The organism is Bacillus sp. JJ664 (assembly GCF_036962205.1).
In the GTDB taxonomy this organism is placed as follows: domain Bacteria; phylum Bacillota; class Bacilli; order Bacillales; family Bacillaceae_G; genus Gottfriedia.
On record NZ_JBALMS010000005.1, the window covers coordinates 1 to 22,318 of the forward strand.

At 35.2% G+C, this 22,318-nt stretch carries 25 protein-coding genes; all 25 read right to left on the reverse strand.

From position 1 onward, the window contains the following. Window positions 1-366 precede the first annotated feature (366 nt). The gene (locus V7056_RS00595; RefSeq protein WP_088001376.1) at window positions 367-768 is read right to left on the reverse strand and encodes a F0F1 ATP synthase subunit epsilon; all 402 of its coding nucleotides are present in this window, start codon (window positions 766-768) and stop codon (window positions 367-369) included. An 85-nt stretch (window positions 769-853) separates the two neighbouring features. Continuing rightward, the gene (atpD, locus tag V7056_RS00600) at window positions 854-2,266 is read right to left on the reverse strand and encodes a F0F1 ATP synthase subunit beta (RefSeq protein ID WP_499698435.1); all 1,413 of its coding nucleotides are present in this window, start codon (window positions 2,264-2,266) and stop codon (window positions 854-856) included. A 63-nt stretch (window positions 2,267-2,329) separates the two neighbouring features. Further along, window positions 2,330-3,184: an ATP synthase F1 subunit gamma gene (gene atpG, locus V7056_RS00605; RefSeq protein ID WP_088001381.1), complete on the reverse strand. Its 855-nt coding sequence runs from the start codon at window positions 3,182-3,184 to the stop codon at window positions 2,330-2,332. A gap of 85 nt (window positions 3,185-3,269) precedes the next feature. After that, window positions 3,270-4,778: a F0F1 ATP synthase subunit alpha gene (atpA, locus tag V7056_RS00610; RefSeq protein ID WP_499698436.1), complete on the reverse strand. Its 1,509-nt coding sequence runs from the start codon at window positions 4,776-4,778 to the stop codon at window positions 3,270-3,272. Between the two features lie 22 nt (window positions 4,779-4,800). Next, complete coding sequence (locus V7056_RS00615; RefSeq protein ID WP_499698437.1) at window positions 4,801-5,340, reverse strand: F0F1 ATP synthase subunit delta; 540 nt, start codon at window positions 5,338-5,340, stop codon at window positions 4,801-4,803. Next, window positions 5,337-5,864, reverse strand: coding sequence for a F0F1 ATP synthase subunit B (atpF, locus tag V7056_RS00620; protein WP_499698438.1), 528 nt, complete (start codon window positions 5,862-5,864; stop codon window positions 5,337-5,339). Before atpF ends, V7056_RS00615 begins: the two co-directional genes overlap by 4 nt. A 174-nt stretch (window positions 5,865-6,038) precedes the next feature. After that, on the reverse strand, window positions 6,039-6,254 hold the full coding sequence (gene atpE / locus V7056_RS00625) for a F0F1 ATP synthase subunit C (RefSeq protein WP_025568599.1): 216 nt from the start codon (window positions 6,252-6,254) through the stop codon (window positions 6,039-6,041). Between the two features lie 77 nt (window positions 6,255-6,331). Continuing rightward, window positions 6,332-7,066 (reverse strand): F0F1 ATP synthase subunit A, encoded by a 735-nt coding sequence (gene atpB / locus V7056_RS00630; protein WP_499698439.1) that lies wholly within the window; start codon window positions 7,064-7,066, stop codon window positions 6,332-6,334. A 1-nt stretch (window position 7,067) separates the two neighbouring features. Continuing rightward, window positions 7,068-7,448: an ATP synthase subunit I gene (locus tag V7056_RS00635; RefSeq protein WP_088001391.1), complete on the reverse strand. Its 381-nt coding sequence runs from the start codon at window positions 7,446-7,448 to the stop codon at window positions 7,068-7,070. Between the two features lie 4 nt (window positions 7,449-7,452). Further along, window positions 7,453-7,677, reverse strand: a complete 225-nt coding sequence (locus V7056_RS00640) for an AtpZ/AtpI family protein (protein WP_088001393.1) — start codon at window positions 7,675-7,677, stop codon at window positions 7,453-7,455. Window positions 7,678-7,940: 263 nt separating this feature from the next. Continuing rightward, window positions 7,941-10,148, reverse strand: a complete 2,208-nt coding sequence (locus tag V7056_RS00645) for a S8 family serine peptidase (RefSeq protein WP_499698440.1) — start codon at window positions 10,146-10,148, stop codon at window positions 7,941-7,943. A 244-nt stretch (window positions 10,149-10,392) separates the two neighbouring features. After that, window positions 10,393-11,025, reverse strand: a complete 633-nt coding sequence (locus V7056_RS00650) for an AmiS/UreI family transporter (protein WP_499698441.1) — start codon at window positions 11,023-11,025, stop codon at window positions 10,393-10,395. A gap of 112 nt (window positions 11,026-11,137) precedes the next feature. Beyond that, on the reverse strand, window positions 11,138-12,322 hold the full coding sequence (locus tag V7056_RS00655) for a NupC/NupG family nucleoside CNT transporter (protein ID WP_499698442.1): 1,185 nt from the start codon (window positions 12,320-12,322) through the stop codon (window positions 11,138-11,140). A gap of 126 nt (window positions 12,323-12,448) precedes the next feature. Continuing rightward, the gene (locus V7056_RS00660) at window positions 12,449-12,853 is read right to left on the reverse strand and encodes a cytidine deaminase (RefSeq protein WP_088001401.1); all 405 of its coding nucleotides are present in this window, start codon (window positions 12,851-12,853) and stop codon (window positions 12,449-12,451) included. A gap of 145 nt (window positions 12,854-12,998) precedes the next feature. Next, the gene (gene deoC / locus V7056_RS00665; RefSeq protein WP_499698443.1) at window positions 12,999-13,664 is read right to left on the reverse strand and encodes a deoxyribose-phosphate aldolase; all 666 of its coding nucleotides are present in this window, start codon (window positions 13,662-13,664) and stop codon (window positions 12,999-13,001) included. Window positions 13,665-13,877: 213 nt separating this feature from the next. Further along, a complete protein-coding gene (deoR, locus tag V7056_RS00670) occupies window positions 13,878-14,825 on the reverse strand; it encodes a DNA-binding transcriptional repressor DeoR (RefSeq protein WP_499698444.1) in 948 nt (315 codons plus the stop codon). Between the two features lie 291 nt (window positions 14,826-15,116). After that, window positions 15,117-15,746, reverse strand: a complete 630-nt coding sequence (upp, locus tag V7056_RS00675) for a uracil phosphoribosyltransferase (protein ID WP_088001407.1) — start codon at window positions 15,744-15,746, stop codon at window positions 15,117-15,119. Between the two features lie 286 nt (window positions 15,747-16,032). Continuing rightward, window positions 16,033-16,539 (reverse strand): DoxX family protein, encoded by a 507-nt coding sequence (locus V7056_RS00680; RefSeq protein WP_499698445.1) that lies wholly within the window; start codon window positions 16,537-16,539, stop codon window positions 16,033-16,035. A gap of 174 nt (window positions 16,540-16,713) precedes the next feature. Further along, on the reverse strand, window positions 16,714-17,955 hold the full coding sequence (gene glyA, locus V7056_RS00685; protein ID WP_499698446.1) for a serine hydroxymethyltransferase: 1,242 nt from the start codon (window positions 17,953-17,955) through the stop codon (window positions 16,714-16,716). Between the two features lie 177 nt (window positions 17,956-18,132). After that, a complete protein-coding gene (locus V7056_RS00690; protein WP_499698534.1) occupies window positions 18,133-18,699 on the reverse strand; it encodes a TIGR01440 family protein in 567 nt (188 codons plus the stop codon). Window positions 18,700-18,804: 105 nt separating this feature from the next. Beyond that, window positions 18,805-19,248 carry a ribose 5-phosphate isomerase B gene (gene rpiB, locus V7056_RS00695; RefSeq protein WP_499698447.1) on the reverse strand — a complete coding sequence of 148 codons (444 nt, stop codon included), beginning with the start codon at window positions 19,246-19,248 and terminating at the stop codon, window positions 18,805-18,807. Window positions 19,249-19,378: 130 nt separating this feature from the next. Next, the gene (locus tag V7056_RS00700; RefSeq protein WP_499698448.1) at window positions 19,379-19,810 is read right to left on the reverse strand and encodes a low molecular weight protein arginine phosphatase; all 432 of its coding nucleotides are present in this window, start codon (window positions 19,808-19,810) and stop codon (window positions 19,379-19,381) included. Window positions 19,811-20,018: 208 nt separating this feature from the next. Next, window positions 20,019-20,579 carry a manganese efflux pump MntP gene (locus tag V7056_RS00705; protein ID WP_499698449.1) on the reverse strand — a complete coding sequence of 187 codons (561 nt, stop codon included), beginning with the start codon at window positions 20,577-20,579 and terminating at the stop codon, window positions 20,019-20,021. Between the two features lie 101 nt (window positions 20,580-20,680). Then, the gene (locus tag V7056_RS00710) at window positions 20,681-21,721 is read right to left on the reverse strand and encodes an L-threonylcarbamoyladenylate synthase (protein ID WP_499698450.1); all 1,041 of its coding nucleotides are present in this window, start codon (window positions 21,719-21,721) and stop codon (window positions 20,681-20,683) included. 106 nt (window positions 21,722-21,827) lie between these two features. Further along, on the reverse strand, window positions 21,828-22,286 hold the full coding sequence (locus tag V7056_RS00715; RefSeq protein WP_499698451.1) for a GNAT family N-acetyltransferase: 459 nt from the start codon (window positions 22,284-22,286) through the stop codon (window positions 21,828-21,830). Window positions 22,287-22,318: the final 32 nt, after the last annotated feature.

The window sequence follows — 22,318 nt, forward strand, 5'->3', positions numbered from 1 at the left end:
CTCTGTAAAAAAAGAATGTTAATATCCATTCCAGGAACTAACGAACAAACTATTTACTATTCATACTCTTAATGAATTAAGTATAATCAACAATTAATATTAATAGAAACTTTAAATCAATTGGGATATTTATCAAATTTTTATATCAATATAAAAGTTATCCACAAATCCACAGAAAGTTATCAACATTTCCACAACTCACTTAATAAAAGCAAATATCGAAAAAAAATTTTGGTATATTCATGTGATGATGAGAAAAAATGAGGGAATTGTTTAAGGTTAAAAATTAAGAAGATCCATACTATTATAATTTTACTTGATTTCAATAAAAAAGAGCCCAGTAAGGGCCCTCTTTTTTATAAAAAATTACTTATATTGTGCTACATTCAGACGGTTCATTGCTTTGTGTAAAGCAAGTTCCGCACGTTTGATATCTGTGTCAGGACGTTTTTCTTGTAAACGTTGTTCTGCACGTTTTTTTGCTTCTACTGCACGCTCAACATTAATTTCAGTTGATGCTTCAGCAGATTGAGCCAATATTGTAACGGCTTCAGGTCGAATTTCAATGAATCCGCCACTAACTGCAACAAAATCAGTTCCAGTTGGTGTTTTAATTTTAACAGGTGCTGTTGCTAACGGTGCCACAGTTGAAATGTGTCCAGGTAAAATACCAAGCTCACCGCTAGTTGCTTTCGTGCTAACGAATTCTGTTTCGCCTTCATAAGCCGGTCCATTAGGAGTGACGATACTGACTTTCATTGTCTTCATAGTTAACTCCTCCTGTCTAGCTTTGTGAGCAAATCAAGTTCTTATGATCAAACGATGAAAGAACGAGATTTCAATTAGACAAATATTATACTAGTGTTTTTGCTTTTTCTACTACTTCTTCAATGCGTCCAACTAAACGGAATGCATCTTCAGGAAGCGTATCATATTTACCTTCTAAGATCTCTTTGAATCCACTTACAGTTTCTTTAACTGGTACGTAAGAACCTTTTTGTCCAGTGAATTGCTCCGCAACGTGGAAGTTTTGAGATAAGAAGAATTGAATACGACGAGCACGAGCTACGACTAATTTATCTTCTTCTGATAACTCATCCATACCTAAGATTGCGATGATATCTTGAAGTTCTCTATAACGTTGTAATGTTGATTGAACTTGACGAGCTATTTCATAGTGCTCAGCTCCAACGATTTCTGGGTTTAACGCACGAGATGTAGATGCTAATGGATCTACCGCTGGGTAAATACCCATCTCAGATAAACGACGCTCTAAGTTAGTTGTTGCATCTAAGTGAGCGAACGCTGTAGCTGGTGCTGGATCCGTATAGTCATCGGCTGGTACGTAAATCGCTTGAATCGAAGTTACAGAACCTTTGTTTGTTGAAGTAATACGCTCTTGTAATTGTCCCATTTCAGTAGCAAGAGTTGGTTGGTAACCTACCGCAGAAGGCATACGACCTAATAGGGCAGAAACCTCAGAACCTGCTTGAGTGAAACGGAAGATGTTATCGATAAAGAATAACACGTCTTGTCCTTGCTCATCACGGAAATATTCAGCCATTGTTAAACCAGTTAATGCAACACGTTGACGTGCTCCAGGTGGCTCATTCATTTGTCCGAATACCATCGCTGTTTTCTTGATAACGCCTGAGTCTTTCATTTCGTGGTATAAGTCGTTACCTTCACGAGTACGCTCACCTACACCAGCGAATACTGAAATACCGCCGTGCTCTTGTGCGATGTTGTTGATTAATTCTTGAATTAATACCGTTTTACCTACACCTGCACCACCGAATAGACCGATTTTACCACCTTTGATGTAAGGAGCTAATAAGTCTACTACTTTGATACCAGTTTCAAGGATTTCTACTTTTGTAGTTAATTCTTCAAATTTAGGTGCTTGACGGTGAATTGGGTCACGACGAACGTCTTCCCCTAATTCTTCATCTAAGTCAATGTTGTCACCTAATACATTGAATACGCGTCCTAATGTAGCGTCACCAACTGGAACCGAAATTGGTTTACCTGTGTTAACTGCTTCCATTCCACGTACTAATCCATCAGTTGAAGCCATTGCAACTGTACGAACAGTATCGTCACCTAAGTGAAGAGCAACTTCTAATGTTAATTCAATGTTAACTTCATTTGCGCTGCCCGCTTCTTGACGAACACGTAACGCATGATAAATTTGTGGTAATTGGCCGTTTTCGAACTTAACGTCTACTACTGGTCCTAATACCTGAGTAATAATACCATTGCTCATCGCTTTTCCTCCTAGCATTGTTTCCTTAAAAGCCGAACGATTTATATGTCATTGAAGGCAGAATTAACCTAATGCTGCTGCACCGCCGACAATCTCAGTAATTTCTTGCGTAATTGCAGCTTGACGTGCACGGTTATAGTGAAGAGTAAGCTTGCTAATAACTTCTTTCGCGTTATCAGTCGCACTTTTCATAGCCGTCATACGAGAAGCATGTTCACTTGCTTTACTATCTAATAATGCACCGTAGATTAAGCTTTCTGCGTATTGTGGCAGTAAAACTTCTAGGATTTCATCATCAGAAGGTTCAAATTCGTAATTAGTAGTTGCTTTACCTGTGTCAATATCTGTTAAAGGTAAAAGCTTTTTCTCAGTTACTTCTTGAGAAATCTTACTTACGAAATGGTTATAAGATAAGTAAAGCTCATCAAAAATGCCATCAGAGTACATTTGAACTGTACGATTAGCAAACTTTTGAATGTCATCGAATGAAGGTTGATCAGGAATACCTAAAACCTCTTCAACGATTGGATAACCTAAACGATTAAAGTAATCACGTCCAACACGTCCTAATACAATAACAGCAAACTCATCATTTGAACGATGACGCTCTTTAATTGTATTTGTTACAGCACGTAATACATTACTATTGAATGCACCAGCTAAACCACGGTCTGAAGTGATAACAATATAACCAGTCTTTTTAACAGGACGAGTTACAAGCATCGGATGTCTACTGTTTACACCTTTCGCAATGCTACCAACTACTTCTTGCATTTTTTCCATATAAGGAACAAATTGCTTAGCATTTTGGTCAGCACGGTTTAATTTCGCAGCAGAAACCATCTCCATCGCTTTTGTGATTTGGCTTGTCTTTTTTGTTGAATTAATTTTCGTTTTTATATCGCGTAATGATGCCACAGGTTTTCACCACCTTTTGGTAAACAGTTAAAGGAAGGACGAGCTAAAGCTCGTTCCTTCAATATCAGTTATTTAAATTGCTTTCTTATTTAGAAGCAACAAAGTTCTTTTTAAAGCTATCGATCGCAGCATTAAGGTCAGCTTCGTTTGGTAATTTACCAGAAGTACGAATAGCATCTAAAAGACCTTTAGCATTTGAATCCATCCAAGATAACATTTCTTCTTCAAAACGAGTGATGTCTTCAACCGGTACGCTGTCTAAGTGACCACGTGTTAGAGCATAAAGACTAACTACTTGTTTTTCTACTTTTAAAGGTTTGTGTAAACCTTGTTTTAAGATTTCAACTGTACGAGCACCACGGTTAAGTTTAGCTTGCGTAGCTTTATCTAAGTCAGAACCGAACGCAGCAAATGCTTCAAGCTCACGGAATGACGCTAAGTCAAGACGTAGCGTACCTGCTACTGATTTCATCGCTTTTGTTTGCGCTGAACCACCAACACGTGATACAGAAAGACCCGCGTTAATCGCTGGACGTACGCCAGAGAAGAATAAGTCAGACTGTAAGAATATTTGTCCGTCAGTAATCGAGATTACGTTTGTTGGAATATAAGCTGAGATATCACCAGCTTGTGTTTCGATGAATGGTAATGCAGTTAATGAACCGCCACCTAACTCATCATTTAACTTAGCTGCACGCTCTAATAAGCGAGAGTGTAAGTAGAATACATCCCCTGGGTAAGCTTCACGGCCTGGAGGACGTTTTAATAGTAATGAAAGCTCACGGTAAGCTACCGCTTGTTTAGATAAATCATCGTATACTACTAATACGTGTTTACCATTGTACATGAACTCTTCACCCATTGTTACACCAGCGAAAGGAGCTAAGTATAACATTGGAGCTGGAGATGAAGCAGGTGCAGTTACAACGATTGTGTAATCTAAAGCGCCATGCTTACGTAAAGTTTCAACAAGTCCACGAACTGTTGATTCTTTTTGTCCGATCGCAACATAGATACAGATCATGTCTTGGTCAGCTTGGTTAAGAATTGTATCGATAGCAACTGCTGTTTTACCAGTTTGACGGTCACCGATGATTAACTCACGTTGTCCACGTCCGATTGGTACAAGAGCGTCGATCGCTTTGATACCTGTTTGTAATGGCTCATGTACTGATTTACGTGCCATTACGCCTGGTGCTGCGTTTTCAATTGGACGAGTTTTAGTTGTTTCAATTGGGCCTAATCCATCAACTGGTTGACCTAATGAGTTTACTACACGTCCTACTAATGCTTCACCAACTGGAACTTGCATGATGCGTCCAGTACGACGAACTTCGTCGCCTTCTTTAATACCTGTGTAAGGTCCTAAGATGATAATACCTACGTTGTTTTCTTCTAAGTTTTGTGCTAGTCCCATAACGCCGTTAGAGAACTCAACTAGCTCTCCAGACATACATTGGTCAAGACCATGAGCACGAGCGATACCGTCACCAACTTGGATAACTGTACCAACATCACTAACTTCTATTTCAGTTTGGTAATTTTCGATTTGCTTTTTAATCAGCGCACTGATTTCTTCAGCTTTGATGCTCATGCATTTCACCCCTATCTACAAACTATTTTGCGATTAATTCACGTTCAATACGTACAAGCTTATTTTTTAAGCTGCCGTCAAAAATACGATTTCCAACACGAACTTTGTAACCACCAATTAATGATGAATCAATTTCGTTTTTGATTCGTATAGAATTTTTACCTAATTTCGAAGCGAATAGAGCTCCGATTTTTTCTAGTTCTTCAGAAGACATTGCCGTCACAGAGTAAACTGTTGCATCTGCAATATTACGAGTTTCATTCGCAATATTCACATACTCAGTTACTAAGTTTGGAATGATGCTTAAACGTTGGCGATCAACTAGTAAGCAAACTAGGTTAAGTACAGTTTCAGAGATTGAAGCAAATGTCTCGTTTAATACAGACTTTTTGCTTTCTTTTGTGATTCCAGGATGTTGTAGAAACTTGTGTAACTCATTGTTTTCTACATATTCCTTTTTTACAACTTGTAGGTCATGTTCAACAGTTTCTACTAAATTTTGTTCTGTTGCTAATTCAAAAAGAGCGTTTGCATAGCGTTTTGCAACTAATTCGTTACTCATTTCGCTTCGCCTACTTCTTTAAGATATTGATCAAAAATAGCAGATGCGTCTTCAGACTTCACTTCTTTTTCAAGTACTTTAGAAGCAATTAATACAGATAATGAAGCCACTTGTTGTTGAACTGATTGTACTGCAAGCTCTTTTTCACGAATAATTTCACGCTTAGCGCTTTCTTTCATGTTTTCAGCTTCAGTTTTTGCTGCCGCAACGATTTCTTCACGTTGAACATCAGCTTGTTTTCTAGCTTTCTCAAGAAGCTCACGAGCTTCTGTACGAGCTGCAACTAACTCTTGCTTTTGCTCTTCAACTAGTTTCATTGCTTCAGCATTACTTTTTTCAGCTGAATCTAGTTGATTAGCGATGTGATTTTCACGTTGTTTCATAATTCCCATTACTGGTCCTAAGGCATATTTACCTAGAAGTGCAAGTAGGATTACGAAGATTAATAATTGATACACGACATCGCCCCAAGCAATACCGCTATGCCCTGCTTCAGCTAATACGAATAGTGATCCGTTTAACACAAGCCTTCACTCCCTTCAAGGGTTTCATTTAATGATTTTTTCTTTATAACATAGTCCGTGTCACTAACTGACTGAACTTAACTTTCAAAAGGAATCTTTATAACGAGTGTCATAAAGGAAAGGCGAAGTAAATGTGAACACAAACTTCGCCATTTTTAAACTAATTGTATAATCTTACGCTTTACCGAAAGCCATGAAAGCGATAACTACTGCGATGATTGGAAGTGCCTCAACTAATGCAACCCCGATGAACATTAAAGTTTGAAGAGTTGAACGTAATTCTGGTTGACGAGCAACACCTTCTACTGTACGTGAAACAATTAAACCATTACCAATACCTGCACCTAGTGCACCTAAACCTATTGCGATTGCCGCTGCGATTAAAGCCATTTTAAATTTCCTCCTTCTTATACCTAAGAAATATATTTTTATTTGAATTTTAACGAACTAACTATGTTATTGAGCAATTAATGCTCGTCCGCCACTTTATGTGACAGGTAAACCATTGTTAACATTACGAAGATAAACGCTTGGATTGAACCAACGAAAACAGAGAAACCTTGCCATACTAGCATTGGTACTGCTGCAGCGATTGTCCAAAGAATACCCTCTCCTGCACTTGTTGCATAAGCATGTGTTCCCATTGTTGCAAGTAATCCTAATAAGATCTCACCTGCAAAAATGTTCCCGTAAAGACGAAGACCTAACGTTAATGTGTTTGCTAACTCTTCAATAATCTTTAGTGGAAATAAGAATCCCATCGGCTGGAAAAATCCTTTTCCATAAGCCTTAAAGCCTCTCATTTTAATACCATAATAATGTGATAACCCAACAATAAAGATTGCTAATGATAACGTGATAACTGGGTCAGATGTAGGTGATTTCCAAACTGATTTTCCATCGACTGAAATATCGAATGGAAGACCTAACATATTTGAAACAAATATGTACATAAGTAATGTCACACCTAGTGTAAGGAAGCGACCACCAGTTTCCCAATCCATTGTACTGTTGATAATGTTTTTAACGAAATCTATAACCCATTCAAAAAAGTTTTGCTTTCCCGACGGGCGAAGTTGCAGACTTCTTGAACATGCAATTGCGATGATAAAAACAATTACTGCAGCAATGGTAGTCATCAGAACATTTGTTAAAGTAAAATCTAAACCAAGAAAATTAAAACCATAAGTGCCGTGTTCCAATTTATTCACCTCTCTTCCTTGCAAAAGACGTATGTTGTAATGCAAAATTTATCATAATGACAAGATGTCCTGTCATTAGTCCCACCGTTAATGCCGGTATATTGACAAAATCGTCATACCGAAGGGCGATGACCATTGCTAGAGCCACCGCTGAAAGACAAATTACAGTACCAAGTGAACGAACTTTTTGTTGCTTTAAAACTCGATCAAAAAAGGTATTTATCTTTCTGTGTAGAATCCATATACAGTAAAAGCTAGTTACGATACCGAGAATATAACCTGTAAAGATTGTTTTATAGTCGGTAAATGCCCATCCTAAAACTGCAAGGGCAGTAATGTATAACATATCTCGTGCGAAACGTCTAAAATGTTCTTTTTGCATGTAACTAGTCCCCTGGAGTAAATTGCTTAATTAGCTTAAGTGTGCCGTAGATACCAGTGAATAATCCCAACAATAATCCGATTATCATAAATACTGGAACAGGCCAATCAAAATATGTGTCAATCCATCTTCCGAGAAAGATTCCTATTAGAATAGATCCAACAAGTTGAGCTAGAATGGAAGACATGAGTGCCATTGCTTTAAGAGGATGTTGATTGTTGTTTTTCATAGCCAATCCCTCCACACGTCAATTTTCATTCTTTCCCAAAAAATTGCCAAAATTCTTATCATGGTTTATGATACAACAAATATTTATTAAAATCTCCACATTAAAGCTAAGTTCACAAAATGTTCACATATTCAAAATATTTAAATAGAAAGGGTTTACATTCAATAAAAACCCTTTTAAACATTCATGTTAAGCATACAATATGTTACAAAAATGTGTCAATTACTTAAATTAAAAAACTATTAAAAATCGCTTACCAATTTTTAGTCTTCTACATATATTCTAGAAACATTTACATAAGATTCAGTTGCACTCTCATATTGTTTACGTTTATAGAAGATGACAAACTTGAAAATACCACTTTTTGGGAAGTTTTTTAATACCAACTCCTTCTTTATAATTCCACGCTCACTGTTCTTTTGTTGATCAATTACATCTATCAAACGAAATGTCTCTGCTTCAAACACTGCAATTTTGAATTCCTCAACTTTACTCGGTAAATATAATTCATATTTATAACTACCTTTACCTTTACCTTTTACCCTACCAAAGTGAAATCCCATTACAGTTGGAAAATTCGGTTCTCCTTGCAGCAATAAGTAAGGCATTCGTAATGTTTCATCTGGCGTACTAACGGTAATTGCACCATCATAGAATCCATCTTTTAAAACTTTTGTGTCCACCGTCGCATGGAGTTTAATGGATTTAGAAGTATTTGGTGGAATAGTGAAAGTTTTTGGTAATACCCATTTTATTCCGTTAACCTGTTGATTATTTGTCGTCATTACTTGTTTTTCTTTATTTGATTTATTAGAAACCCTAACAGTGAAGTCCTTCTCTATTGACGCACTCTCTTTCTTCGTTACACCTAAAGATAAAGAGGTAGGAAATAGTGTTGTTTCAGTTTCTAAAGCTTTATCAATATCTAATCTGCCCGCACCTTGTTCATATGAATGATAGACCGTTTTATTATTCTTATATAATGGTGTTGCTGTATTTACAAGGACACTTTTTAAATCATCCATACTCCAATTAGGATGTAATTGTTTTAGTAAAGCAGCTGCACCTGCAACATGAGGGCTAGCCATACTCGTACCTTGTAATGATAAATAACCTCCAGGAATTGTACTTTTAATCTGCACACCTGGCGCTACTAGGTCAGGTTTCATTTGCCATGTTCCAGTAACTGGACCTCTTGAACTAAAATCCGCTAGCACATCGACCTTTTTTTCTTGCCCCGTCGTCGCGATCGTTTTACCCTTTTCTATTTCTTTTTGGATCGCTAACCCTACTTTTCTAGAGACGGTAGCAGCAGGTATTTTTATATTTCCTTTTATTTGTCCTACAAAATCACCATCCACATTATTAAAGACAATAACTGCTTTCGCACCCGCCGCTTCTGCATTTTTAACCTTATCGGTAAATGTAAGCTTCCCTCTCTCTAACAATACGAATTTATTTCGTACTCTCTTCATTTCACTCTTATCTCCGTACTTTTTAAAAACGATTTTACCATCTAAATCCCGTGGCCACTTGGAAGATCCGATCATCGGGGTAATAATTTGTTCTTTTTCTTTAATATGAATAGATGGGAAATACAAAGGTGGATAGCTCGCACCAACAGATAGAGCTTTTGCTGCAGTTGCAGGTGATCCAACTGTCCATAATCCAGGGCCAGAGTTTCCTGCTGCAGTAATTGCAAGCACCCCTTTTTCTACTGCCTTGTTTAATGCGATACTTGTAGGCCAATCCGGTCCATTTACTTCGTTGCCAAGTGATAAGTTTATAATGTCGACCTTATCCTTTACCGCACGTTCGATTGCTGCCAATACCGTTTCAGATGTTCCTACTCCACCTGGTCCAAGTGCTCGATATGCATAGATTTGTGCTTTTGGTGCTACACCTTTTCTTTTACCGTTAGCAGCAATTACACCTGCAACATGAGTACCGTGGAATGTACTTCTTTCTTCAAGCCTTGTCTCCATCGGATCTTTATCTTGATCGATTGTATCGTACCCGCCACTATAATTTGATTTTAAATCTGGGTGTCGATAATCAACACCAGTATCAATTATGCCGACTTTAATCCCTTCACCTGTAATGATTCTTCCACGTTGATCTCGATAATTCTCCGCTTCATCTGCACCGATAAAAGGAATGCTTTCCTCCACATGTGCTTTGTAAGTAGTTACAAAATGGAAATCATTTACTAAAGGCATTTTTGCTATTTGTGACAATTCTTCTAGTGAGCCAGATACTGAAAATCCATAATATGTTTCTGTAAACTTTTGTCTCACCTTTATATCAGGGTAATATTTTCCCATATACTTTAGTGCTTGGGTTAGCATCCCATCCTGAATGGAAAATAACGCTACTTTTTTCTGCTGTTCTTTTGCCAGAACAGTATAATTTTTCATTGGAACAAGGAAAAAAACTAGACATATAATTATTTTAAAATAATTCTTTTTCATTCAATGAACTTTCTCCTTTTTAGACATTTATTTTCCTATATCATTTCTCACTACTCCTTCATTCATGTATAAAAAGGAAATTTTCTCTAAAGAGAACAAAAATTTCTAGTTACCATTTTAGTAGTCCAACCCCAGACTTTTTATCTCCATTTATAATAGGAATCTACCAATAAAAAAAGACTAACTTAACGGGTTGATCCGTAAAAGTTAGTCTACAAGTTACTTATATTATTGAAACATTTCATTAATTTTTTAATTCCGCCTGGTTAAAGAGCTGAAATCTTTTCTGTTTAACAACTGATTTTACTTCATTTATCACAAAGTATAAAACTGCCGCGCCTAAAATAACAATCCAAGCTTTCGTTACAACCTCATTTTGCCATACACCTAGTATCATTAAGAATGCAGGAAGTGTGATAGTAATCCAAGATTGAATCATAGCAACAATCCCAGTATATCTTTCAATTTTCTTTCCTAACACTATGCCTGCAAAGAATAAGTACCATAAGTAAGCCCAAAGAACCCATAACAATCCGTTCACAATATCATGAATAAGTATAAAGCTTACTAATGCATATAAAACGGACATAATTGATACCCAAAGTGAAAACCAACCCAAGCCAGTGGCACTAAAACCTTTTAAATTCGTAAAACCATTATATAAGTAAGTTATTCCGAAGAAGAAAATACAAGCAAGATTATATAATTCCCACTTGCCATCCCCCATATTTGTTAATAAATATAAAGGAATGATTACTTGTAATGCACCAACAAATATATTTAGAAGTGATGCACTTTTTGCATCAGCTTTATTTAATAATACAAGACTATTCAAAAATAGAGTCGCACCAGATAAAAGTAATCCTACGGTTGCCATATCGATTCATTTAATAAGAAAGTAATAATCTTATTAAACTCAACCCTCCTAGTAATATGATATACAGAAAAAAGTACAAGCGCTTGATATAAAATCAAACGCTTGGATAAATTTAATTTAAAACGATACCTACGATGATCGCTGTTAATACACTTACTAATGTTGCACCGAATAATAATTTAAGACCGAAACGAGCTACAACATTACCTTGTTTTTCATGTAAACCTTTAACTGCACCTGCGATAATACCGATTGAAGAGAAGTTAGCAAATGATACTAAGAATACAGATACGATTCCTAATGTACGTGGGCTAAATTCTTTTGCTTGTTTACCAAGATCCATCATAGCTACGAACTCATTAGAAACTAATTTAGTAGCCATAATACTACCTGCAGAAACAGCTTCTTTAAATGGTACACCCATAATGAACGCAAAAGGAGCAAATACATAACCAAGAATACCTTGGAATGAGATACCAAAAATCATATCAAAGATATTATTAACCGCACCAATGATTGCAACGAAACCGATTAACATTGCCGCTACGATAATTGCTACTTTAAATCCATCTAAAATATATTCGCCAAGCATTTCAAAAAATGTTTGTTTTTCTTCTTCTTGAACTTCTAAAATATCCTCTTCAGCTGTTACTGTGTAAGGATTAATAATTGATGAAATAATAAAACCACCAAATAAATTTAAAACAATAGCAGTTACTACATATTTTGGGTCGATCATTGTCATGTAAGCACCAACGATTGACATAGATACAGTTGACATTGCCGAAGCACATAATGTGTAAAGACGATTTTTAGGTAAATGTCCTAATTGTTTCTTAACTGAAATGAAAACCTCTGATTGTCCTAAAATTGCTGAAGCAACAGCATTATAAGACTCTAATTTACCCATTCCATTAATTTTACTTAAAACTAAACCAATGTATTTAATGATGAAGGGCAGAACTTTTGTAAATTGTAAAATACCAATTAACGCAGAAATAAAAACGATTGGTAATAAAACATTTGTAAAGAAAGGAAACGCTCCATCATTTGCTAGTCCGCCAAATACGAAATTAACACCTTCAGCAGCATATTCTAATAATTTACCAAACCCATTTGAAATACCTTTAATTAAGAATAAACCAACATCTGTATTTAATAATAAGAAAGCTAAAACGATTTGAATAACTACCATGATTACAACTGGACGATATTTGATGTTTTTACGATCGCTACTAGCAACAAAAGCTAGTCCAAATACAACTAATAGCCCAATAAGTGCGATAATGTATTTCATGTTACTCTCCCCCGAGATTTTAATTTTTATATAAGCGCTTTCAAAACGTACACAGTTTTAAACTTGTAAGATGTCAGACAAGTATAACGCTTGTTAGATGTCAGACAACTATTAATCTACTATATATTAAACTTCTAAATCTTTCGAGCTAAATAAACCTGGTAATAATTGGTTAATTGTCGTTTCAGCGACATCACCTTTTAAGTTTGTTAAAAATACTTTCGTGTTTTCATCACTAAATTCAGCAATAACTTGTCTGCATGCGCCACATGGAGAAACTGGTCCCTCTGTATCACCGACAATTGCTATCGCTTCAATTTTACCTGATCCTTTACCATTAGCTACTGCACTAAAAATGGCTGTTCTCTCAGCACAATTTGTAAGACCGTATGAAGCGTTTTCAACGTTACAACCAGTAAACACAGTTTGATCGTTCATCAAAATTGCTGCGCCTACTTTAAATTTAGAGTAAGGAGCATATGCATTTTCTCTTGCTTTTATAGCTTCATTTATTAAAGATTGTGTATTCATCTCTTTATCACCTCTAATGAAAAGTTTGGCAATTCATTTAAAAGTGTGTGAGTTTTGTCTTCGCTTTTACATATTAACAATGAATTTCAGAAAGAGCAATAACCCACACACTTTTTTGTAAATTAAATATTTTTAGAAATTAATATTAATAAGCTGTGTTTGATTCTTCACCTTGAACAATCTTAACACCTGAGCTAGTTCCAATACGAGTTGCACCAACAGATACTACATTTTCAAGATCTTTTAAGTTACGAACTCCACCAGAAGCTTTTACTCCTACGTTTGCACCAACAGTTTTACGCATTAATGCTACGTCTTCAACTGTTGCTCCACCAGTTGAGAAACCAGTAGATGTCTTCACGAAGTCAGCACCAGCTTTAACTGATAATTCACAAGCTCTAACTTTTTCTTCATCTGTTAATAAACAAGTTTCAATAATAACTTTCACTAAAGCTTTACCATTAGCAGCTTCAACAACTGCACGAATGTCTCTTTCTACTAATTCGTTATTGCTATCTTTTAATGCTGCAATGTTAATTACCATATCAACTTCATCTGCACCATTTTCAATTGCATTCTTTGTTTCAAATGCTTTTACTTCAGGAGTGTTTGCACCTAAAGGGAAACCAATAACAGTACAAACTTTTACAGTTGATTCTTTTAATAATTCACTAGCATATGAAACCCATGTAGGATTAACACATACTGAAGCAAAGCTAAATTCATTAGCTTCCTCAGCTAATTTTAAAATTTCTTCTTTTCTTGCATCTGCACGTAATAACGTATGGTCAACTAAATTTGCGTAACTCATTTGGGTCACTCCTTAATTAATTTATAATTTAATGGGAATAAACATTTCATTCCCTACTTTTAAAAACAACTTTTTATAACTTATTGAACATGCTTTTACTATATCACCTTAGTGAAATTTTGTAAAATACAATTTGAACTTATGTTCATGGTTAGTTTTTCCTATAAAAAAACCTATATTTGATTAGTCTTTCAACTAAAAAAATATAAGTTTTTATTCATTATTTATTTCTATTAATCGCTTAGCAGTAAATTGATCTGTAATTAAAATATTAGCGTATTTTCCAACTAATGCGCCGTGAATCGCATCAGTTTTTTTCTCCCCACCCGCCACTAAAATGGACTTTTCCTTATTCCTTAACTCATCTAATTCAATACCAATTGTTCTGCTATTTAGTAAATTTGAATAGATTTGTCCCTTTTTATCAAAAAAGCGTGAGCATATATCCCCTACTGCATAAGTTTGTATATCTTGTTCTTCTACCTCATTAAAGTATCCAACTCTAAATAACAACGCGTCTTTTTTTACAGTTCCGACTGTAAATATCCCAATATTTGATTGTTTACCAAGCTCAATCAGCCTTTCTATATGACGATCTGATTCAACCATTTGTTTTACTTGCGGATTATCAAAAATGACTGGCAAAGGTAAATATCTAGGAATTGTATTAAACGCTTCAGCGAACATGTTTACTGTCTCAGATGCATATGTATTCGTTTTTGAATAACTAATCCCACCATTTAACTGAATAACTTCTACACCTTTTACAGATTTTTTCTCTAATTTTTTAGCAATGTGATACATTGTGGTTCCCCAAGTAACCCCTACAATATCACCATCATTTACATAATCTCCGAGTACATCTGCAGCTTTTTTTGTAATAATCTGTGTGACTTCGCTGTAATCATCAATTGGCGAATAACAAACCTCGACTGATTGTAAATTATATTTTTTCTTTAACTCTTTTGCTAAATCATGATTGTTCTCTAGCGGGTCAATAATTTCGATCCGTACATAACCAAGTTCCTTTGCTTGCTGAAGTAATCTTGAAACAGTTGGTCGAGAGATCCCTAAAGTATTGGCGACCTCTTGTTGACTAAAATCAGAATCATAGTATAATCTTGCTGCATCTATTATTAAACGCTGTTTTTCTAGTGACATCCCACGTTAATCCCCTTTTTTCAATCAAAACAATTTCCGAAACAAATTTTTAATTATTATAACTCTAAATTTGATTTATACCAACATTGTTCATTAAGACTTTTCCTAATTATATAAAATAAAAAAGCTTTCCATAGAGGAAAGCCCATTTGTAAAAACAAACATTTAGTGATTCAGTTGATTAAAAATGCATTTCTTTCGAGGCTCAGACTTACCCTAGTCGGCAATGAGCACTGCAAGCATGTGTGCAACGCAGAATGCTAGCCCTTTGTAGGGCGGCTGCGTTAATTATTATTTCGTACCAAATAAACGATCTCCAGCGTCCCCTAATCCAGGTACGATGTAACCATGATCGTTTAACTTTTCATCAAGTGCAGCTATGTAAATATCTACATCAGGATGTGCTTGTTGTAATATTTCAACACCTTCTGGAGCTGCAATTAAGCACATAAACTTAATGTTTTTAGCACCACGTGTTTTTAATGAGTTAATCGCCTCAACAGCAGATCCACCTGTAGCTAACATTGGATCGATTACAATGAAATCACGCTCTTCTACATCCGTAGGAAGTTTAACATAATATTCAACAGGCTTTAATGTTTCTGGATCACGATATAAGCCAACATGCCCAACTTTTGCTGCAGGAACAAGTTGAAGGAATCCGTCGACCATTCCTAAACCTGCACGTAAAATAGGAACAATTCCTAACTTTTTACCAGCGATTACCTTTGATTTAGCAGTTGCAACTGGTGTTTGAATTTCAACTTCTTGTAAAGGAAGATCTCTAGTAATTTCAAATGCCATTAACCCTGCAACTTCATCTACTAATGCACGAAATTCTTTTGTTCCAGTATCTTTACTACGAATAAGTGTAACTTTATGCTGAATTAACGGATGATCAAAAACGTATACTTTACTCATTAATATCGCTCCTTGCAAAGACTTAGTAATATATTATCTTTAAAAAGAATACCGAAAGAGTTTAAATAATTCAAGTCAGATCTTAAAATCGTTTTCATTTCATTTGCCTTTTTTAAAGAACATTAGTCCTTATTAACATGTTCAAAAGTATATCAGAATAATATAAAACAATGAAAATACCTCTTTAAAGAGTTAAGAATTAAACTACTTCAAAGAGATATTTTTCATTTTTATATAATTGTTGTATTTATAAATCCAAAGGTCTAACGAGTAAGTTAGTAACTTTTTATATCATTTGATTATTTTTCGTGTTTAAATCAGGTAATTTTGTTTTAATATATTTACCAACAAAAGTATCTAGACCAAATTTACCAGCATTTGTACCTGCAATAACAATAAAGATTCCTAATAAAACTAGTTGTGGATTCGTACTTGTCGTTCCACTAAATAAGAATGCGAAGTTCATAACTAGCCCAAAAAACATCGCTGTTTTTGTAAAACATCCAAGAATTAACCCAAGACCCACAGCAAATTCTCCAATTGGTACTAGGAAGTTAAATAAATCTACATTCGGTAACGCAAAACTAGTTAGAAAGTCAGCCCACCATGTTTGTACTGCTGGATGCTCGCCAGTTGCACTACCAATTGCTCCTGTTAGAAATCCTGTCGCATCAAATCCCTCACCAGATAATTTACCCCAACCTGCAGTTATCCAAGAATAGCCCAAGTATAGACGAAGCACCGTTAAAACACCGGCTGCTATATTATTTGTTCTTAAAAAATTGATAAACATATACTTTTCCTCCGTCAATTTTATTTATTATGATTACACTTATATTCTAACTAATTTAACTTTCTTTTTGTGAAGTATTTCACAAATTATATTGAACTTATTGTGTCTATAATCACATAATTTCTACTATTCTAAATTAAAAAAGCAGCCATAATAAATGGCTGCTTTGATTGATTAATATGCAGGATATAATACGTATTTACTTGATAAAGCATCAACGCGTTTGCGTGAAGTTTCAAGTACTTCTTCATTTTCATGATCTTTCAATGTATCTGCAATAATAGAAGCTATTTCATCCATGTCTTCAAGTGTAAATCCACGAGACGTAACTGCAGCTGTACCAATACGAATTCCACTTGTTACAAATGGACTCGCTGGATCAAATGGGATTGTATTTTTGTTACAAGTAATACCCACTTCATCTAATACATGTTCTGCAACTTTTCCAGTTAATTCTAATGAACGAACATCAATTAAGATTAAATGATTGTCAGTACCACCAGATACTAATTGGATTCCTTGTGCTTTTAATGCTTCAGCTAAACGGTTTGCATTATCAATGATCGCTTGAGCATACACTTTAAAGTCTTCCTGTAAAGCTTCACCAAATGCTACTGCTTTAGAAGCAATTACGTGCATTAATGGTCCACCTTGAATACCAGGGAAAATTGATTTATCAATTGCTTTTGCATACTCTTCTTTACATAAAATCATTCCACCACGTGGGCCACGTAATGTTTTATGAGTTGTCGTTGTAACAAAGTCAGCAAAAGGAACTGGGTTTTGATGAAGTCCAGCAGCTACTAAACCAGCGATATGTGCCATATCAACCATTAATAACGCTCCTACTTCATCAGCGATTTCACGGAATTTTTTAAAGTCAATCGCTCTTGGATATGCACTTGCACCAGCTACAATTAGCTTTGGCTTATGCTCGCGAGCTTTTTCTAATACATCTTCATAATTAATGACTTGAGTTTCTGGGTCTACTCCGTACTCAACGAAGTTATATTGAAGTCCACTAAAGTTAACAGGACTTCCATGAGTTAAATGTCCACCATGTGATAAATTCATACCTAATACTGTATCACCATGTTTTAAAATCGTGAAATATACTGCCATATTTGCTTGAGCACCTGAATGAGGTTGTACATTTACGTGCTCTGCGCCAAAAATTTCTTTTGCACGGTCTCTAGCAATATTCTCAGCGATGTCTACGTATTCGCAACCACCATAATAACGTTTACTTGGGTAACCTTCAGCATATTTATTCGTTAATACTGAACCTTGTGCTTCCATAACTGCTTCACTTACAAAGTTTTCTGAAGCAATTAATTCAATTTTAGAACGTTGTCTTCCTAATTCTAATTGAATTGCTTCATACAATGATGGATCTTGCTTTTTTAAGTTTTCCATGGCTACATCCCCCTTTTAATAAAACACGAACATTATAAGTATAAATCAACATTATCATTCGAAAAAACGACCGAATTCCATTTTATCTTACCATGATTTTCAATAGAAATAAATCTTTTATCTTTAATCTATATAACATTTCGTCCTAGATGTTCTTAAATCCTCTTTCACAATCTATTACAAATTAATTTCTTCTTCAAGGGAATAGATTGCTCTTTCTCCCCCTATTAATTTTGGACGAGTTTTCGCTACTGAAATATGAGCATGTCCAACTTCTTTTATACTTGTTCTTAATGGTACTGCAACATGTTTTAAATGCATTCCAATTAATGTATCGCCAATATCAATTCCGGCATCAGCTTTAATAAATTCTACTATTACAGCATTTTCTAAGTTTCTATAAGCATATGAAGCTAAGGCACCACCTGCTGTTCGAACAGGTGTTACGGTTACTTCCTCTAATGACTGTTGTTTCGCCGTCGCTTTTTGAACAACAAGTGCCCTATTTAAATGTTCACAGCATTGAAATGCCAATTGTACACCAGTCTCATCCTGAAATGTTTTAAATGACTCAAATAATACTTTTGCAACCTCCATTGTTCCAGATGTTCCAATTTTTTTCCCACTTACCTCACTAGTACTACAACCAACTACCATAATATGTTCACTAGTTAATGTAACTTGTTCCTTAAGCTCAGTTAATAGTGCGGTCATTTGTTGCTTTACTAAACTCAATTCTTCCATCATATGTTAATCCTCCATTCATTAAGGCCTATTGATTTTTTGAATTAAAAAAACCGATAATCTTCAAAAGCTTTTTCGGATTAACGGCTGATTTGTTTTATTTCATTACATTTGTTTTTCGTATTCTTTAATTTTATTTACTCGATTTTCGTGACGTCCGCCCTCAAATTCAGTTGTTAACCAGATTTTTGCTATATCTCTAGCTAATCCCGGCCCAATAACTCGTTCGCCCATCGCTAGCATGTTAGTATCATTATGCTCTCTAGTTGCTTTCGCACTAAAAGTATCGTGCACTAATGCACATCGAATACCTTCAACTTTATTTGCTGCAATTGACATCCCAATTCCTGTTCCACAAACTAAAATACCGCGGTCAACTTCACCATTCGCAACCATTTTAGCAACTGGAAAAGCATAATCAGGATAATCCACAGATGTACCACATTCACAACCGAAATCCTTATATTCAATACCCATTTCATCCATTAAATTCATAATTTCCTGGCGTATGTTAATTCCACCGTGATCAGATGCTATTGCTACTTTCATATGACAGTTACCCCCGTATTGACTTCATGTTATGTACTACTTCTTACCATTAAATATATTTCACTTCTATATTACACTATTATGTTCAGAATATGGGATACTAATTATGCTTTTAAATAGTTAATCTTCATCAACTTTTATTAACAATTTTCTTTATTAAACCTTCTAGTTCATTAAGTGTATTTTCATATTTCATTAATGAACCTCCATAAGGGTCCGAAATTTCTCTATGATTTCCGTTCGCATACTCATGTAATGTAAATATTTTTTCTTCATAGTTAGGATATTTAGAGACTAAGAACTGTTTATGATTAGCAGTCATTGTCAATACATGCGAAGACCAATTTAATAAATCCTCTGTCACTTGTTTTGAGGAATGATTTATTGATATACCCTTATTGCTTACCGCAGTAATTGCATGCTTTGAAGCTGGTTCCCCAGGCATTGCAAAGACCCCCGCAGATTTTGCTTGATGAGCATCATTCCCATAATGATTTAGAAGTGCTTCTGCCATTGGACTTCTGCAGGTATTCCCTGTACATACAAACAATATGTTTTTCATAAACTTCCTCACTTTCATGTGTATATCTTTTATGTTATTTACACTTTTGAATTTGCATCGTTTGCTTTTCATTTCAATCATCTATTTAATAATAAACCATTATTCCCAATAAGTATCAAATCTTATAGCTTGTTTTATACCATGGCCTATAAATAGATAAAAGGATGGAGCCAATGTTTTTCAGGTAGCACCATCCTTTAATAATTCATTATGTAGAAAAAAATAATAATTTAAGCCCGAATAATAGTAAAACAGAACCACCTAGTAATTCGCCAAACTTCCCTAGTTCCTGCTCTACCCTCCTGCCTAACAGTAAGCCTGCCCACGTTAAAATTGTACTGATAATACCGAATAGTAGAATCGTTAACCACGTTTTCGCACCAAATGTCCCAAGGCTGATCCCAACAGAAAAACTATCAACACTTACACTAAAGGCAAAGAGCAATAAACCAATTCCAGTTGGAGAAAACTTATTCTCTTCCCTACCAAATAATGTGGAATATATCATATGGAATCCAATTCCTAGTAACAATACACCACCAAGCAGTACTGATATTCTTCCAAATTTATCTGATAGTTCGTATCCAATAATCATCCCTAAAAGAGGCATAATGACATGAAATAGTCCTATGACGATACCTATATTTAAGATTTGTCTAATTTTTAGTTGAATGACACCCATACCTAACCCAACAGAGAACGCATCTAAGCCTAGTGCAGATCCCATTATCGTTAATGTAATCATTTCTTCGATTAATGTGCTACTCATGCTTTCCCTCCTAGGACTTGCTATTAAAAGATATGCAAGTCCCAACAAACATATGAGGGGTAATAATAAATTTTATTCATTTTAATTGGAATTACGCTTTTTTACTCCGTAATAATAGAATGTCCACAAGCTTTCCACAAACGATTCATTATTGCAATTCCAATTCCTTCATAAGGGAAAGATTCACAAAAAATAATATCCACATTCTCTTCATTAAATTGACGAATACAATCATAAAGAGAAGCAGCAACAGTCGTTAAGTCTTCTCTTTTTCCACAAGCAAGTACAACATCAGCTTTATATTGGTTAATGCTTTCTTCTGTTGTTAAAATGCCTACTTTTTTTCCTTCTGACTTAGCATTGTGTATAAGTTTGTGCATAAACTCCATACTCCCATTTACAAGGTGCATTTGAGCATCTGGCGCATAATGTTTGTACTTCATTCCTGGAGATTTCGGCGCTTCAGTTTCTTTTACAGTTGCAGGATCAATCTCTACATTTGAAACAACTTTTTTTATCATTTCTGGCGTAATACTGCCAGGTCTTAGAATAGTGAAAACTTCTTGTGAGCAATCAATTACTGTGGATTCTAATCCTACTCCAGTACTTCCACCATCAACAATACCTGCAATCCTGCCATTTAAGTCTTCAAATACATGCTTTGCCGAAGTTGGACTTGGCTTACCAGAAGTATTTGCACTCGGGGCAGCTATTGGTAATCCACTTGCATCAATTAAAGCAAGCGCAACCGGATGATCAGGCATTCTAACCCCTACTGTGGATAAACCTGCAGTTACAAATTTGGAAACTTGTTTTTTACTTTTTAAGATAATCGTTAATGGACCTGGCCAAAATGCCTCCATTAATTTTTTTGCACCTTCTGGAATTTCTTCAACTAACTCATCTAGCTGCTTATTGTTTGCTATATGTACGATTAACGGATTGTCACTTGGTCTTCCTTTTGCTTGAAAAATCAGCTGAACTGCTTCATCTGAAAAAGCATTTGCTCCTAATCCGTAAACTGTTTCCGTTGGGAAAGCAACAACTTGTCCAAGCTGCAATATTTTGGCTGCATCCACAATCTGTGGGTAAACTTTATCTTTATTCACAGATTTATCCACATTCCAACATTTCGTTTCCATGATTAACACCTCGCTTAAAAGTGAATATTAGTGTATATATTACAAATTTAGACAATACAAAATGAATGAAAAGCAAGTTTTATCCACAAATTGTGGATAAAACTTGCTAATTTGTGGACAACTTTGTGTATAGTTCTTTTTGATATACTAATACATTTTCATTCTTAATTGTATTTTGATAATGATCCATTTCTTTAATATGAAGCGATACATCTTCCTCATCCGTCGGTTGAAATCCTAATAAAAGAAATAAATCCTGAACAACATTTTGCTTAGTTAACAAATAAACATGAGAGATCATTTCCTCTCTTAGTTTATCAAGAACACTTTGTAGAAAGACTACCATATGCTGTGAATAAATGGTAGGTGCAACTACTAACGATCTTAATAGTGCTTCATTTTCATACTGCTCATAACCAATGACTGCCTGAGCTGTTCCTACCTCGTCCTCCAATATAAAAAAGGATTCCTGTTGTTCTTGAAGTCCATTTGTAGATAGTCCAGCTTGTCCTAAAAAAGAAAAAATGGTTTCAAAATCTGATGGTAAAGATGATCTTATTTTCATGAAAGAACCTCCCTAATATGCTTGTAATAACT

What these genes read in the sequence shown, in the direction of transcription:
- V7056_RS00680 (WP_499698445.1), bottom strand. Translation starts at nt 16,539, where the DNA reads ATGTTTATCAATTTTTTAAGAACAAATAATATAGCAGCCGGTGTTTTA.
- V7056_RS00615 (WP_499698437.1), bottom strand. Translation starts at nt 5,340, where the DNA reads ATGAGTAACGAATTAGTTGCAAAACGCTATGCAAACGCTCTTTTTGAA.
- V7056_RS00715 (WP_499698451.1), bottom strand. Translation starts at nt 22,286, where the DNA reads ATGAAAATAAGATCATCTTTACCATCAGATTTTGAAACCATTTTTTCT.
- deoC (WP_499698443.1), bottom strand. Translation starts at nt 13,664, where the DNA reads ATGAGTTACGCAAATTTAGTTGACCATACGTTATTACGTGCAGATGCA.
- glyA (WP_499698446.1), bottom strand. Translation starts at nt 17,955, where the DNA reads ATGGAAAACTTAAAAAAGCAAGATCCATCATTGTATGAAGCAATTCAA.
- V7056_RS00635 (WP_088001391.1), bottom strand. Translation starts at nt 7,448, where the DNA reads ATGCAAAAAGAACATTTTAGACGTTTCGCACGAGATATGTTATACATT.
- V7056_RS00700 (WP_499698448.1), bottom strand. Translation starts at nt 19,810, where the DNA reads ATGAAAAACATATTGTTTGTATGTACAGGGAATACCTGCAGAAGTCCA.
- deoR (WP_499698444.1), bottom strand. Translation starts at nt 14,825, where the DNA reads ATGTCACTAGAAAAACAGCGTTTAATAATAGATGCAGCAAGATTATAC.
- V7056_RS00640 (WP_088001393.1), bottom strand. Translation starts at nt 7,677, where the DNA reads ATGAAAAACAACAATCAACATCCTCTTAAAGCAATGGCACTCATGTCT.
- V7056_RS00655 (WP_499698442.1), bottom strand. Translation starts at nt 12,322, where the DNA reads ATGAAATACATTATCGCACTTATTGGGCTATTAGTTGTATTTGGACTA.
- rpiB (WP_499698447.1), bottom strand. Translation starts at nt 19,248, where the DNA reads ATGAAAGTAGCAATAGCATCTGATCACGGTGGAATTAACATACGCCAG.
- V7056_RS00645 (WP_499698440.1), bottom strand. Translation starts at nt 10,148, where the DNA reads ATGAAAAAGAATTATTTTAAAATAATTATATGTCTAGTTTTTTTCCTT.
- atpA (WP_499698436.1), bottom strand. Translation starts at nt 4,778, where the DNA reads ATGAGCATCAAAGCTGAAGAAATCAGTGCGCTGATTAAAAAGCAAATC.
- V7056_RS00690 (WP_499698534.1), bottom strand. Translation starts at nt 18,699, where the DNA reads ATGGAAGAATTGAGTTTAGTAAAGCAACAAATGACCGCACTATTAACT.
- atpD (WP_499698435.1), bottom strand. Translation starts at nt 2,266, where the DNA reads ATGAGCAATGGTATTATTACTCAGGTATTAGGACCAGTAGTAGACGTT.
- V7056_RS00650 (WP_499698441.1), bottom strand. Translation starts at nt 11,025, where the DNA reads ATGGCAACCGTAGGATTACTTTTATCTGGTGCGACTCTATTTTTGAAT.
- V7056_RS00710 (WP_499698450.1), bottom strand. Translation starts at nt 21,721, where the DNA reads ATGGAAACGAAATGTTGGAATGTGGATAAATCTGTGAATAAAGATAAA.
- V7056_RS00595 (WP_088001376.1), bottom strand. Translation starts at nt 768, where the DNA reads ATGAAGACAATGAAAGTCAGTATCGTCACTCCTAATGGACCGGCTTAT.
- upp (WP_088001407.1), bottom strand. Translation starts at nt 15,746, where the DNA reads ATGAGTAAAGTATACGTTTTTGATCATCCGTTAATTCAGCATAAAGTT.
- V7056_RS00705 (WP_499698449.1), bottom strand. Translation starts at nt 20,579, where the DNA reads ATGAGTAGCACATTAATCGAAGAAATGATTACATTAACGATAATGGGA.
- atpE (WP_025568599.1), bottom strand. Translation starts at nt 6,254, where the DNA reads ATGGCTTTAATCGCAGCGGCAATCGCAATAGGTTTAGGTGCACTAGGT.
- V7056_RS00660 (WP_088001401.1), bottom strand. Translation starts at nt 12,853, where the DNA reads ATGAATACACAATCTTTAATAAATGAAGCTATAAAAGCAAGAGAAAAT.